This is a genomic window from Peptoniphilus sp. DNF00840, from assembly GCF_001553125.1.
GTDB classification, from domain to species: domain Bacteria; phylum Bacillota; class Clostridia; order Tissierellales; family Peptoniphilaceae; genus Peptoniphilus_A; species Peptoniphilus_A vaginalis.
The window spans coordinates 14,442-29,077 of the sequence record NZ_KQ960194.1; the positions used below are offsets into that span (position 1 = coordinate 14,442).

At 32.8% G+C, this 14,636-nt stretch carries 11 protein-coding genes; all 11 read left to right on the forward strand.

Annotated elements, in window-relative coordinates:
* Positions 1 to 112: 112 nt before the first annotated feature.
* The 11 genes from HMPREF1864_RS01540 to HMPREF1864_RS01595 all read left to right on the forward strand — a co-directional run bounded on the left by HMPREF1864_RS01540 (position 113) and on the right by HMPREF1864_RS01595 (position 14,632).
* On the forward strand, positions 113 to 496 hold the full coding sequence (locus tag HMPREF1864_RS01540; RefSeq protein WP_156435944.1) for a BlaI/MecI/CopY family transcriptional regulator: 384 nt from the start codon (positions 113 to 115) through the stop codon (positions 494 to 496).
* Positions 493 to 1,887: a M56 family metallopeptidase gene (locus HMPREF1864_RS01545; RefSeq protein ID WP_062571086.1), complete on the forward strand. Its 1,395-nt coding sequence runs from the start codon at positions 493 to 495 to the stop codon at positions 1,885 to 1,887. Before HMPREF1864_RS01540 ends, HMPREF1864_RS01545 begins: the two co-directional genes overlap by 4 nt.
* A gap of 494 nt (positions 1,888 to 2,381) precedes the next feature.
* Positions 2,382 to 2,612 carry a hypothetical protein gene (locus HMPREF1864_RS01555; RefSeq protein WP_062571088.1) on the forward strand — a complete coding sequence of 77 codons (231 nt, stop codon included), beginning with the start codon at positions 2,382 to 2,384 and terminating at the stop codon, positions 2,610 to 2,612.
* Between the two features lie 103 nt (positions 2,613 to 2,715).
* Positions 2,716 to 4,467, forward strand: a complete 1,752-nt coding sequence (locus HMPREF1864_RS01560; protein ID WP_062571089.1) for an aminopeptidase P family protein — start codon at positions 2,716 to 2,718, stop codon at positions 4,465 to 4,467.
* Between the two features lie 4 nt (positions 4,468 to 4,471).
* A complete protein-coding gene (uvrC, locus tag HMPREF1864_RS01565) occupies positions 4,472 to 6,334 on the forward strand; it encodes an excinuclease ABC subunit UvrC (RefSeq protein WP_062571090.1) in 1,863 nt (620 codons plus the stop codon).
* Positions 6,324 to 7,238 carry an HPr(Ser) kinase/phosphatase gene (gene hprK, locus HMPREF1864_RS01570; protein ID WP_062571091.1) on the forward strand — a complete coding sequence of 305 codons (915 nt, stop codon included), beginning with the start codon at positions 6,324 to 6,326 and terminating at the stop codon, positions 7,236 to 7,238. The genes uvrC and hprK overlap by 11 nt, the downstream gene beginning before the upstream one ends.
* Positions 7,239 to 7,471: 233 nt before the next feature.
* Positions 7,472 to 11,008, forward strand: a complete 3,537-nt coding sequence (gene nifJ, locus HMPREF1864_RS01575) for a pyruvate:ferredoxin (flavodoxin) oxidoreductase (protein WP_062571092.1) — start codon at positions 7,472 to 7,474, stop codon at positions 11,006 to 11,008.
* A 671-nt stretch (positions 11,009 to 11,679) separates the two neighbouring features.
* Positions 11,680 to 12,663 (forward strand): phosphate acyltransferase PlsX, encoded by a 984-nt coding sequence (gene plsX, locus HMPREF1864_RS01580; RefSeq protein ID WP_062571093.1) that lies wholly within the window; start codon positions 11,680 to 11,682, stop codon positions 12,661 to 12,663.
* The gene (gene acpP / locus HMPREF1864_RS01585) at positions 12,663 to 12,890 is read left to right on the forward strand and encodes an acyl carrier protein (RefSeq protein ID WP_062571094.1); all 228 of its coding nucleotides are present in this window, start codon (positions 12,663 to 12,665) and stop codon (positions 12,888 to 12,890) included. Before plsX ends, acpP begins: the two co-directional genes overlap by 1 nt.
* Positions 12,891 to 12,894: 4 nt before the next feature.
* Complete coding sequence (gene rnc, locus HMPREF1864_RS01590) at positions 12,895 to 13,590, forward strand: ribonuclease III (protein ID WP_062571095.1); 696 nt, start codon at positions 12,895 to 12,897, stop codon at positions 13,588 to 13,590.
* Positions 13,583 to 14,632 (forward strand): elongator complex protein 3, encoded by a 1,050-nt coding sequence (locus tag HMPREF1864_RS01595; protein WP_062571096.1) that lies wholly within the window; start codon positions 13,583 to 13,585, stop codon positions 14,630 to 14,632. Before rnc ends, HMPREF1864_RS01595 begins: the two co-directional genes overlap by 8 nt.
* Positions 14,633 to 14,636 lie beyond the last annotated feature (4 nt).

Genomic DNA, 14,636 nt, shown 5'->3' on the forward strand with positions numbered 1-14,636 from the left:
GAGACCGGACTTTTTTCTTTTATTAAAACTTGACAAAGATAAAGCGATACTATATACTCAAGATGAAAATATAAATGTCGACAAAAATAAAATGATTTATGGGGTGAAAAAAATGGAGCTATCAAATGGAGAACTAATGGTAATGGAAGTTTTGTGGGAAGGCGAATGCTTAGATGAAAATGGAGAAATTCAAGCCTTAGAACTATCAAAAGTATTATATGAAAAATACGACTTGGGTAAAACATCCTGCTACACATTTTTTGGCAGACTTTTAGAAAAGGGAGCAATAGCAAGGAGGTATCCTAAGTACACAATAAAACCCATAGTTACAAGAGAAGAAGCTTTGCAGAAACAAAGAGAAGAAGCCATAGATAAATTTTTTCAAGGTTCTTTTATAAGTTTTTGTAAAACATTTTTAAAGGATAAAAAAATAAGTAAAGAAGAAGTTCAAGAAATGAAAAATATAATTAAAGATTTTGAAAATGCAGAAAAATGAGAATAGGTCTAGTAAGTTCAGCACTTCTTTATAAAAGCTTAAAGTCTATTTTAATAATATTTATAATTTTAATTTTTAGAAAGAGATTAAATTTAAAAAGTATTAAAGGTGCCAATACTATATTATGGACTCTTCTTTTAATCTATTTAATATTTCCAAAAGATATACTATTCAGTTTAGAAACCTATGAAGGATCAAAATTTATAAAAATAATTTTTGCACCATCAATTTTGATAAATCAAGCAGCAATAAATATTACATACAAATTTCCGTCACTATCAAGGATTAATAGGATAGTTGGCTCAATTTTACTTGTTATTTATACACTATATCAATTTATAAAATTTAAAAACGTTATTAGTAATTCTTATGAATTAAAAGAAAGAACTCATTTAAATAAATGTCAAAAAAAATTTAATATAAAAAGAGAAGTTAAAATTTATATTAATGATGAAATAGATACGCCTATAACCTATGGGATAGTGAAACCAAAAATAATTTTACAAGAAAGTATTTTAAAGGATTATGATTTATTAAATCATGTATTAACACATGAGCTAGTTCATATAGAAAAATATCATATTGCATTAAGTCACTTAAAAAATTTAATAATATGTCTTTACTGGTATAATCCATTTTTAATACTTAGCTTAAAATATTTTGAAGAAGATATAGAGATAAACTGCGACAAAATAGTTATAGAAAAAATAGGAGATAACCTAGAAAACAGAAAAAATTATTGCCAGTCACTGCTTAAATTAGTAGAAAGACAAAGAGGAAATGATAAATTTGTCTTAAATTTAAGCCCAACTAGAGAAAGGATGCTGACCATGAAAAATTGGAAAAAAACAATATCAGGTACATTTACTTTAGTATTTTTATTAATGTTGTACATACCCGTAATTACAAATGCCGTAGTAGTAGATGAAAACGAAGTTATTTCAGATACAAAAGAAATAAAAGAAGTTTATGTAAATGTGGACAATGTAGTTGAAGAAATAACAGATGAAGAGTATGAGAAGTTAGATTTATATAAAATTCCAACTAATGAATTAAGATCAGCAAATGTAGATGAAAAAATTAGAATTGAAGGATTAGATCATGAGTCTTATACATTTAATATGAATTCAATTTATGGAAAAGACCACAATGGTTTTACTGTGAGAACAAGTGAGATGTATTGTAAAGGTGGAGTTGATTACACAATTATCATACAAGAAAATGGAAATTTAATATATGAGGCAAGATTCGATAAAACTACAAATTTAAAAATTAAAGCTAATAGTGTAAGTATTTACAAAGTTATTATAATTAATCAGTCTGTAAATCCATTGACTTATAAAATAAACATAAGTAGTTATGATAGTGATGGAAGAATGTGTACTGATTAATAAATATTAAAAGGAGAGATAAGTTGAGGACAAAACAGCTTTTAATTTACATCATAAGTATAATAATATACTTAATATTAGTTTATTTATTAAATAAGCGTACTAATAAAAAAAGAACTATGTATGGAATTTCATTACTAAGTTTAATATTATTTGTTAGTCTTAAATTTTTTGGCAGGAAATATAATATTTACTTTTTAGGATCTGATAAATTTATAAACTCTTACTTAAATTTAATGTGCATTGTAATCAACATTCCTATATTGTATGGAGGGTATAAAACTATAAATTTTTATGTTAATAAGAAAATTACTAAGGAAAATCAAGCTTTAATAATTAAAAGTATATTGATAATAGTACTACTCTTATTAGTATATATTAGTTACACATGGTGGGAAATTGTATATTACTTTTTATTTTAAAATATTATGGGAGAAAGCAGTCGATTTAGCATAATAACAAATGCTAGAAAGTAATAAAAAGGAGGTAATATTTTGAAGAAAGGTTTAGCTATATTTCTTATATGTTTGTCATTTTTTACAGGATTCTTTGTAAATAAAACTATTGCAAAAGAGAATCAAGGTTTGAAAAAAACTCAAATGGAAAAATTAATAAATAGGAAAATTTCAAAGGATGAGTGGAGAAAAATGACTCAAGATGGTGAAGTAGAAATGATTGGTGGAGCTGATGGACCTACACAAATTTATACTGAATCAGATAAATAAGATAACTTAAATTTCAATAAAGTTCGGTTGAAAATATTTAACCGGACTTTTTTCTTTGCCCAATTTTTCTCTTGTGATAAGATAGGACTTAGGAAGTGATAATGTGATTTTAAATAAAATTCGAAAGTTAATGGAAGAAAATAAAATAGATTTTTATCTTGTGCCAACAAAGGATCCTCATGGGTCAGAGTACCTGCCAGACTACTACAAGGAGAGAGAATTTTTGACAGGCTTTACTGGTTCACAAGGGACTGCTGTAGTGACAAATGATGAGGCCTATCTTTGGACTGATGGAAGGTATTACATCCAAGCAGCAAGGGAGATAAAAGACTTTGGATTTGAACTTAAAAAGCAAGGGCAAGCTGGAGTCTTAAACTACGATGAGTGGATTGCAGAAAATATTAAAGAGGGAATGAGGCTTGGTCTTAACGCAGAATATTTTTCTCACCAAGACTTTTCATCTATTTCAAATAAACTAAAAAGTAAGGATGTTAAAATTATTGACATAGACTTGATAAAGAACCTCTGGGAAGATAGGTATGACTTTCCATCTGATGATGCCTTCCTCTTGGACATAAAATATGCAGGTAAGTCCCCATCAGAAAAAATTTCTGAAATAAGAGAAATTTTAAAAAAGAAAAATGCCGAGATGACAGTGGTTTCATCTCTTGTTGACATTGGATGGACTTTGAACCTTCGTGGCATGGATATAAAGGACACGCCAGTTTTGATTTCCTTTATGATAATTGAAGCTGACAAGGTACTTCTATTCACTAACAAGTCCAAGACAAAAAAGATAGAGGGAGAGCTTTCTAAAGTACTAGAAATAAAAGCTTATTCAGACTTTTATGATTATTTAGAAACTTATAAGGACGAAAAAATTTATCTTGACCCAGCCTCTATTAACGAAAGAATTTACAAGGGCCTTTGCGATAAGAATGAAATTATCTTTGGAAGAAATATTTCAGAAGACCTAAAGGCTATAAAGAACGAAGTTGAAATAAAAAATCTTGAAGACACTTATGTTAGAGATGGAGTGGCACTCTTTAAGTTCATCTATTGGTTAAAGAAGAATGTAAAAAATAAAATTGGAGAATACCAAGCTGCTATGAAGCTAGATGGACTTCGTGGAGAGGACCCACTTTATATTTCCAATTCCTTTGACACAATCTCTGCCTATGGCTCCAACGCTGCCATGATGCACTATCATGCCACAAAGGAAAGCCAAGCAATAATAGAAGACAAGGGACTTTATCTTGTAGACTCAGGTGGACAATACTATTCAGGGACAACTGATATAACAAGGACAATTGCCATGGGAGAATTAGGTGAAGAAGAGATAAGGGATTACACCTTGACACTTAAGAGCCATATAAACTTAATGGACGCAGTTTTCTTAAAGGGAACTTATGACCTAGCCCTTGATGGGATTGCAAGATATGCCCTATGGCAAGAGAGGATGGACTACAAGTGTGGCACTGGCCATGGAATTGGATTTGTCCTTTCAGTTCACGAGGGACCACAGAGAATTTCTCCAAGGGATCCTGCAGTTAGAATGAAAGAAGGCATGATTGTATCCAATGAGCCAGGAGTTTACAAGGAAGGCAAGCATGGAATAAGGATTGAAAATATTATGAGGGTTGTCTACGACTGCGAAACTGTGGACTCAATCTTTAATAAGTTTAAGACAATTTCCATCTGTCCCTTTGAACTTAATGCAATTGATGTGAGTCTTTTGACAGATAGACAAGTAGAAGTTTTAAATTCCTACCACAAAGAAGTTTTTGAAAAGTTAAGTCCACATCTTGAAGGAGAAATTTTAGAATACTTGAAAGAAGCAACGAGAGAGGTATAAATAATTGTTAGATTTAAGAGAAAGGCTTGATAAACTTCCTGACAAACCGGGAGTTTATATAATGAAAAATGAATTAGACGAAATAATCTATGTTGGAAAAGCTAAATCTCTTAGAAAAAGAGTTAGACAATACTTTGGATCCTATGGAAAGTCCTCAAAAAAAGTTGCCAGCATGGTGTCAAAGATTCACGACTTCGAATATATAATAGTAGAAAATGAAGTTGAGTCCTTAGTGCTTGAGTCCAACTTGATAAAGGATAATCTTCCAAAATACAACATTCTCTTGCGTGATGACAAGCAATATCCCTACATTAAGGTCAAGGTCAACGAGAGGTTTCCAAGGGTTATGAAGACAAGAAGGGTTGCCAAGGATGGAGCAAAATATTTTGGACCCTATCCAGATGTCTTTGCAGTAAATGGTTCCATCGAAACCTTTGAGAGAATTTATCCCCTTAGGACCTGCAACTTGAATCTTGAAAATGTGGAAGAAAAACCCTTTAGGCCCTGCTTAAACTACTACATTGGCAAGTGTCTGGGACCCTGCACTGGAGAAGTAAAAGATGAGGATTATAATTTAATGGTTGAAGAAGTCCTAAGTTTTTTATATTCATCAAACAGTAAGCTAGTGGATAAGCTTCACGAGAAGATGATGGACTATTCGAGAAATCTTGATTATGAAAATGCAGCAGACATTCGTGACAGAATTAAAAATCTTGAATACTTAAAGGAAAGACAACTTATTTCTGACCCAGAAGCCAACGACGACAAGGACATTATTGCCCTTGCCAAGGGAATTGATGAAGTTCTCATTCAAATCTTCTTCTTTAGAAATGGAAAAATTATTGGTCGTGAGCACTACATGATAAGGGACTATTACAATGATTCCTATGAAGAAATCTTTTCGTCTTTTGTGAAGCAATTTTACATTGGGGCATCTTATATACCAAAGGAAATTATAATAGAAGAAAAACCTCTTGATCTTAAATTGTTAGAAGACTGGCTCACAGAAAAGAGGGGCAATAAGGTTAACATTGTAGTTCCAATTAAGGGCAACAAGAAGGAACTTGTTAAGATGGTTAAGAGGAATGCCCTGGATATGATTGAAAAGTATGGTGACAAGTTCAAGAAGCGTGCTGAAACAAATAAAAAGGCCCTTGAAGATATTAGGGATCTACTTGGTCTAAAGGAAACTCCTAGGAGGATAGAAGCTTACGATATTTCAAATATCTCTGGAGTTGAGTCTGTAGGGTCTATGGTGGTCTTTGAAGATGGAGACTCTAAGAAAAGTGACTACAGAAAATTTAGAATAAAAAGTGTTGTGGGACCCGATGACTATTCGAGTTTGAAAGAAGTTATCGAGAGGAGATTTACAAGGGGAGTTGAAGAAAAGAAAACTTCGAAGTCATCTTCCTTTTCAAATTTCCCAGACCTTATAATGATGGACGGTGGCAAGGGACAAGTCAATGCTGCCAAAGAAATCTTAGGCAAGTTGAAATTAAATTTAGAAATTTGTGGACTTGTAAAGGATGACTTTCACAAGACTCGTGGAATTATTTACAACAATGAGGAATTTAAAATTGATTTAAACTCACGTGCCTATAAGATGATTTATAAAATTCAAGAAGAGGCTCACAGGTTTGCAATAAATTATCACAGAAATTTAAGGTCAAAGACTATGTTTAAGTCAGAACTTGATGATATAAAATTAATTGGACCAAAGAGAAAGGAAAACCTCTTAAAGCACTTTAAATCAATTGACAAGATAAAAAATGCAAGTCTAGAAGAATTAATGGAAGTTGAATCTATGAATGAAGCAAGTGCTAATTCCATTTACCAGCACTTTAGGGGAGGAAATAATGGGCGTTAAGATAAAATATATAGTTGATGAATTAAAATTTGAACTCGTTCACGCATCGACAGACTACAAGGATATTGAAATAGAAAGCAGTGACATCAATAGACCTGGTTTGCAACTTAATGGTTACTACTCAAACTTTGTTAAGGATAGGATTCAGCTTATAGGAACTCAAGAGTGGCACTATATAAATGCTATGGACGATAAGATGAGATATGAAACCCTAGAAAAATTATTTATCTATGACATTCCTGCAGTAATTTTTTCTAGAAATGCTGAAATATTTCCCCAAGCCATAGAACTTGCAAAAAAATATAATGTAACAATTCTAAGAAGTCCTGACTCAACCTCTAAGGTATTTAGCAAGATAATTTCGCTGGTAGAAGATGAGCTCGCACCAACTATGAGGATGCATGGAGTTCTCTTAGATATTTCTGGTATTGGAGTTTTAATAACTGGTAGAAGTGGAATAGGTAAAAGTGAAACTGCCCTAGATCTTATTTCAAATGGAGCAAGATTAATTTCTGATGACTCAGTTATTATAAAAAACTTAGATAAGAGACTTATTGGAAAGTCACCAGAAATAACAAAATATTTTATGGAGATAAGAGGAGTTGGCATTATCGACATCCAAAAAATGTTTGGCGTAGGCTTCGTAATGGAAGAAAAGGAAATAGAGGTAGTTGTAAACTTAGAAGATTGGGACGAGTCAAAGGAATATGAAAGGCTTGGACTAGATAACAAATATCAAAGCATACTTGGAATAGATGTTGTTAGGTTTGACATACCAGTTAAGCCAGGAAGACATACAGCCCTCATAATTGAAGTTGCAACTAAAAACTACAAGCAAAAAGAATTGGGATACAATCCTGCAGAAGCCTTAAATAATAGACTTATGGGTGGAATGAAAGATTAAAAATATTTTAGTTATAACTTAGGCATAAGTTTTTATTTACTATTATTAATAGTAGTAGAAAATAGAAAAATAAAAAGCAAAATTCCGTACTATGGAATGCCTTTCGTAATTCGCTAATTTCAATCTTTCTAAGACTTTTATTAATAATATTATTGAAATTTATTAAATTAAGTCCTATAATATAAACAGTATGGTTAGTTAATATTTATATTATTAATAATTAGGAGGCAAATATGTCTAAAACATTTAAAACAATGGACGGTAATGAAGCAGCCGCTCACATAGCCTATGCGTTCTCTGACGTTGCTTGTATTTACCCAATCACACCTTCTTCACCAATGGCTGAGCACATTGATGCTTGGGCTTCTCACGGAAGAAAGAACATCTTCGGTCAAGAAGTATTGGTTAAGGAGTTACAATCTGAAGGAGGAGCTGCTGGAGCTGTTCACGGTTCACTACAAGCTGGATCACTAACATCAACTTACACAGCATCTCAAGGTTTATTACTTATGCTACCTAACATGTACAAGATAGCAGGGGAATTACTTCCAGGTGTATTCCACGTTGCTGCTAGAGCACTAGCATCACACGCGCTTTCAATCTTTGGAGATCACCAAGATGTTATGGCAGCAAGAGCTACAGGATTTGCTATGTTAGCATCAGGTTCAGTTCAAGAAGCAATGGACTTAGCTGGGGTTGCTCACTTAGCTGCTATCAAGGGAAGTTTACCTTTCATTCACTTCTTTGATGGTTTTAGAACATCTCACGAAGTTCAAAAAATTGAAGTACTTAATTACGATGATTTAGCAAAACTAGTAGATAAAGAAGCAGTTAAGGCTTTCAAACAAAGAGCTCTTAACCCAAATGAACCTGAAATTAGAGGTACTGCACAAAACCCTGATATCTACTTCCAAGAAATTGAAGCTTCAAACCACTATTACACTGATATCATTGATATCACTGAAGGTTATATGAAGGACATTTCTAAATTAACTGGTAGAGAATACAACCTATTCAACTACTACGGTGCAAAAGATGCTACTGATATTATTGTAGCAATGGGATCAGTAACTGAAACAATAGAAGAAGTTGTTGATTACTTAAACGCAAGAGGACAAAAGACAGGACTTATTAAAGTTCATCTTTACAGACCTTTCTCAATTAAGCACTTAATGGGAGCAATTCCAGAAACTGTTGAAAGAATTGCAGTTCTTGATAGAACTAAGGAAAAGGGAGCAGTTGGACAACCACTTTATCTTGACATTAGAGATGCTTTCTACGAATCAGATAAAAAACCACTTATCGTTGGTGGTATCTATGGTCTAGGTTCAAAGGACACTAACCCAACAGATATCCTAACAGTTTACGAAAACCTTAAAGCTGACCAACCTAAGAACGACTTCACAATTGGTATTGTTGATGATGTAACTCACAAATCACTTGAAATTAAAGAAAACATCACAACTGAACCTGAAGGAACTATTAGATGTAAGTTCTGGGGATTCGGATCTGACGGTACTGTAGGTGCAAACAAATCTGCTATTAAGATTATCGGTGATAACACTGACATGTATGCACAAGGTTACTTTGACTATGACTCTAAAAAATCTGGTGGGGTTACAATGTCTCACTTAAGATTTGGTCACAACAGAATTACATCAACTTACCTACTAACAGAAACTGACTTTATTTCATGTTCAAAACAATCTTACGTTTACTCTTATGACCTATTAAGAGGACTTAAGAAGGGTGGAAAGTTCCTACTAAATACTATTTGGAATGACGAAGAACTTGACGAACACCTACCAGGATATATGAAGAAATATATTGCTGAAAATGAAATTGAATTCTACACAATCAACGCTACTAAAATAGCTGCAGAAGTTGGACTTGGCGGAAGAACTAACATGGTAATGCAAGCTGCATTCTTTAACCTTTCTCAAGTACTTCCACTAGATGAAGCTGTTAAACTTCTAAAACAAGCTATCGTAAAAGATTACGGTGCAAAGGGTGACGATATTGTTAATATGAACTACGCTGCAGTAGATCAAGGTATTGGAGCTCTTCACAAGGTAGAAGTTAAGGATTCTTGGAAAGATGCTGATACAACTAAGAACTTCAAAATCAATGGAGCTCCTGATTTTATCAACAACATCCTAATCCCAATGAACAGACAAGAAGGTAACGATCTTCCTGTATCAACTTTCATCAACATGGTTGACGGAACATTCCCATCAGGAACAAGCCGTTACGAAAAGAGAGGTATTGCAGTTAAAGTTCCTCACTGGAAGAGTGAAAACTGTATCCAATGTAACCAATGTTCACTAGTTTGTCCTCACGCAGTAATTAGACCTTTCCTAGCTGATGAAAAAGAAAAGGCTAATGCACCAGAAAGCTTTGAAACAGTTAAGGCTAGAGGTAAGGGACTTGAAAATTATGAATACAGAATGCAAGTTTCTCCACTAGATTGTACAGGTTGTGGTAACTGTGCTCAAGTATGTCCAGCAAAAGAAAAAGCACTTGTTATGTCACCATTCGAAAACGAATTAGATGTTCAAGCAGCTAACTGGGAATATGCATTTGAAAATATAAAATCAAAACAAGAAAATATTGAACCAAACAACTTCAAGAACTCTCAATTCCAAACTCCATATCTTGAATTCTCAGGAGCATGTGCAGGTTGTGGAGAAACTCCTTATGTAAAACTTGTTACACAATTATTTGGAGATAGAATGAGTATTGCTAATGCTACAGGTTGTTCATCAATCTGGGGTGGATCAGCACCATCAATGCCATATTGTACTGACGATTGTGGAAATGGACCATCATGGGCTAACTCCCTATTCGAAGATAACGCTGAATATGGATATGGTATGGCTGTTTCTCAAACTCAAACAAGAAATAGAATTAAAAACCTTATGGAAGACTTCATTGAACTTAACCTTGATGCAGAAGCAAACGAAGCATTCAAGACTTGGATTGAAGGAATGGATGACTACAAGACTTCTAAGGCAGCAAGTGCAAGTGTACTAAAAGTTCTTGATAAGAAATTCGGCAACGACAAGGCAGATGAAATCATTGATGACCTTAAGGGTCTTGAAAGATTCTTAATTAAGAAGAGTCAATGGATCATCGGTGGAGATGGTTGGGCTTACGACATCGGATTCGGTGGAGTTGACCACGTTCTAGCATCTGGTGAAAACATCAACATCCTTGTTCTTGATACTGAAGTTTATTCAAACACTGGTGGTCAAGCATCTAAGTCAACTCCAACAGCAGCAATTGCACAATTCGCAGCAGCTGGTAAGTTAACTAAGAAGAAAGACCTTGGTCTAATGGCAACAACTTATGGTTATGTATATGTAGCTCAAATTGCTCTTGGTGCTGACAAGAACCAAGCTTACAAGGCAATTAAAGAAGCTGAAGCTTACAATGGTCCATCATTAATCATTGCTTACGCACCATGTATTAACCACGGTATTAGAGTAGGTATGGGCTTCTCAATTGAAGAAGAAAAGAAAGCTGTTGAAACAGGTTACTGGCACCTATACAGATTCAACCCTGAACTTAAAGAAGAAGGAAAGAATCCATTCATCTTAGACTCTAAAGAACCAACTAAACCATTCAGAGACTTCCTTGATGGAGAAGTAAGATATACATCTCTTAAGAAGTTATTCCCTGAAAGAGCAGAAAAACTTTACGAAGTTGCTGAAGAAAATGCTAAGGAAAGATACGAAGGCTATCTTGCACTAGCAGAAGGTGAAGAATAATTTTTGCCAAATAATATAATTTCTAAATAAATAAATTTAACTCGCTTGAGGAAACTTGAGCGAGTTTTTTTATTGCCTTTTATATTTTATATGACTTCATTTTTCTTATTGCAGCTTGATGGTATTTAAATTATTGTTTTTTGGAATCGATTAGTTATAAATTTATGTGAAGTAATAAGTAATTTGTTTATGAAACTTATCAAGTTAATATTTTCTTATTAATTAGTAAACCATGAAGATCTTGTAGATTAATGCTGAACTATGAAATTTTATAAAGTGATGAATTTTTATAAAGTGATGAATTTTTATAAAGTCATGAATTTTTATAAAGTTGTGAATTTTTAAAAAGTCGTGAATGTTTATTAAGTTGTAAAAAAATCCTACTTAGTAATTTTTTATTAGCTTGTAGAAAATAAAATTTTAACTTTGATGGCTTACTTGTATTTAGATTCTAAGAAAGTTAACTTAATATAATAGGTACTTGAATAGAAATGAATTTCTTTTTAAGAAATTAAAATTAGCATAATTAGAAAAAAAAGTAATATTCATCATACAGCTGAATTATAATTTTGCTTGTTTCGATATAAGTTAAGAAATCTTATTAAATAATGGCAAAAGATTGATTTTTTTAGTCATTTAATATAATATTAAGTTTATTAATGGAGGTCGAAATGAAATTAATATTTGATATAAATGGTGGCGACAACAAGCTTGAAATCCTTAAGGGAGCTATTGATGCTTCCAACGAATTCAATAATGAAGTCATCCTTGTGGGAAGAGAAGACTTTATAAAAGAAAATCTTCAAGGTTTAGATTATAATAAAGATAAAGTTGAAATAGTGGATGCAAGTGAAAATATAGAAAATAATGAAGAACCTGTTTTTGCTTTAAGAAAAAAGAAAGATTCTTCTATTGTAAAGGCCTTGACCCTATTAAAAGAAAAGAAGGCTGATGCATTTATTTCTGCAGGAAGTACTGGTGCTTTATTAGGCGGTGGAATCTTTATTGTAGGTAGGATACAGGGAATCAAGAGGGGAGTTCTTCCAACTCTGATCCCAGGTCTTAAGTCAAATACACTTGTTATAGATTCAGGTGCCAACATGGACACAAGCCCAGAACTCTTAGAAGAATTTGCAATTCTAGGCGATGTCTTTTTACGAGAATACTATAAGATAGAAAATCCAAAAATTGGACTTTTAAATGTGGGTGCAGAAGAAGGCAAGGGCAATACTCTTTATAAAGGTGCCTACCAAAAATTAAAAGAATCTGATTTAAACTTTGTAGGTAATGTGGAAGCTAGAGATATTATGGACAATGATGTAGACCTACTAGTTTGTGATGGATTTGATGGAAATGTTCTTCTTAAATCTATTGAAGGTCTTGTAGAATTTACAACAAAAAGTATATTTCACGGAATTGCAACTTCAGATCTAGATGACAAAAGTAAAAAGGCTTTTACTGAATTTTTGATGAAGAAGCTTAAAAACTTAGATGCTAAAGAAGTTGGGGGTACAATTCTATTGGGAATTGATGGAAATATTATTAAGGCCCACGGAAATTCTGATGCTAGAGCTATAAAAAATGCTGCTAAGTACGCCATAGATATAGCGGAATCTAATATTGTAGAAAAAATAAAAGATAAGGTGGAAAAATAATGAAGGATAGAATTTTACAAATTATTGCTGAACAATTTAACATTGATCAAGATGATCTTACAGAAGATATGAACTTTCAAGATGACTTAAACGCTGATTCTATTGAACTTGTAGAACTTGTAATGACTATAGAAGAAGAATTTGAGACAGAAGTTTCTGAAGAAGATCTTGAAAAGTTAAAGACTATTGGCGATGTAATAGAATACGTAGAAGATTTGGAACAATAATTACATGACCTTTTCCAACTTAAAAAATCTTGAAAAAAAATTAAATTATAATTTTAAGGATAAAGGTCTTTTAGAAACCGCCCTAACTCATTCATCTTTTGTAAATGAAAACAAAATGAAACAATATGAAAGCAATGAAAGACTTGAATTTCTTGGAGACGCTGTTCTCGGTCTAGTTATTGGAGAGTATTTTTATAAAAGCTTTCCAAGAGACCTAGAAGGGTCCTTAACTAAGATGAGGGCAGAGTCTGTTAATGAGAAGGTCTTATTTTTCATTTCAAAGGATCTGGAACTGGGAGACTTTATAAGATTTGGCAAAGGGGAAAAGAAAAATGGCGGCAACAAGAGGGAGTCAACCTCTGCTGATGCTTTGGAGGCTCTAATTGGGGCTATTTTCCTGGATTCAAACTTTAATAATGCAAAGAAAATAATCTTGAATTTATTTGATGAATTCTTAAAAGAAGATGGATATAAGCTCTTTAACATTGACTTCAAAACTATGCTGCAAGAAGAGGTCCAAAGGTCTGGTCAAAAAGCTGAGTATAAACTTGTAAAAGAAGAGGGACCTGATAATGACAAAACTTTCTTTACAGAATTATACTTAGATGAAGTTTTGTCTGGTAGAGGATCTGGCAAGACTAAGAAGGAATCTCAACAGGAAGCTGCAAGGGAAGCTCTAGAAAGGAAAAGGAATGTCTAAGAGAAATATTATACCTATTTTCATTCCTCACTACGGTTGCCCCAATGATTGCGTTTTTTGTAACCAGAGAAAAATTACAGGTATGTCTACAGATATTTCAAATAGTGATGTTGAAGATACTATTTTGGAATATCTTTCTTATTTTAAGAGGAAGGATAATGTTGAAGTTGCCTTTTATGGTGGAAGCTTCACTGCTATCCCACTTGAAGAACAAGTTGGATTTTTAAAGGTGGCTCATTCATATAAGGAAAAAGACCTAGTTAAGTATATAAGACTTTCAACAAGACCAGATGCTATAGATGATGAAATTTTAGAAAACTTAAAAAGTTATGGAGTAGATATAATTGAACTTGGGGTTCAAAGTCTTGATCCTAAAGTTTTAAAGTTATCTAACAGGGGACATGATGCATCTTGCGTATATGAAGCTGCCCATCTAATCAAGTCTTATGGATTTAAGTTAGGTCTCCAACAAATGGTGGGATTACCAGGGGATACTTTAGAAAAATCTCTTTATACTGCAGGGGAATTCGTAAAATTAAAGCCCTATTGTGTGAGGATATATCCAACACTTGTTATAAAAGAGACAGCCCTTTGTAAAAATCTTGAAAAGGGATCATACAAGTCCCTTGAATTAGGAGATTCAATAAAATATGTGGCTGATATTCTAAATATTTATTATAAAAATAATATTAATGTAATAAGGGTTGGTCTTCAGCCAACAGACAACATAAACTATGGTGGAGATATTGTGGCAGGTGCCTTTCATCCAGCTTATAGGCAATTGGTAGAATCTTTTTATTTTAAAAATGCACTTATAAATTATTTTATGGATTCGAATAATCTTGCTGATGAAATTACACTACTTGCCCAAGGAAAAAATATTTCTAACATTAGTGGACAAGGGTCAGGGAACAAGAAGGAAATTATAAAAAAACTTGGAATAAAAAAAATAAATCTTAGACAAAAAAATTTATCTGATTTTGAAGTGGAAATTTTGTCAAAGAAAGACGAAGTTATTGATGTGAGAAATTACTACAGGTGAGCAA

Bases quoted from the DNA above. Each gene is read 5' to 3' on its own strand.
- HMPREF1864_RS01540 (WP_156435944.1), top strand. From the start codon at position 113: ATGGAGCTATCAAATGGAGAACTAATGGTAATGGAAGTTTTGTGGGAA.
- HMPREF1864_RS01545 (WP_062571086.1), top strand. From the start codon at position 493: ATGAGAATAGGTCTAGTAAGTTCAGCACTTCTTTATAAAAGCTTAAAG.
- hprK (WP_062571091.1), top strand. From the start codon at position 6,324: ATGGGCGTTAAGATAAAATATATAGTTGATGAATTAAAATTTGAACTC.
- nifJ (WP_062571092.1), top strand. From the start codon at position 7,472: ATGTCTAAAACATTTAAAACAATGGACGGTAATGAAGCAGCCGCTCAC.
- plsX (WP_062571093.1), top strand. From the start codon at position 11,680: ATGAAATTAATATTTGATATAAATGGTGGCGACAACAAGCTTGAAATC.
- acpP (WP_062571094.1), top strand. From the start codon at position 12,663: ATGAAGGATAGAATTTTACAAATTATTGCTGAACAATTTAACATTGAT.
- rnc (WP_062571095.1), top strand. From the start codon at position 12,895: ATGACCTTTTCCAACTTAAAAAATCTTGAAAAAAAATTAAATTATAAT.
- HMPREF1864_RS01595 (WP_062571096.1), top strand. From the start codon at position 13,583: ATGTCTAAGAGAAATATTATACCTATTTTCATTCCTCACTACGGTTGC.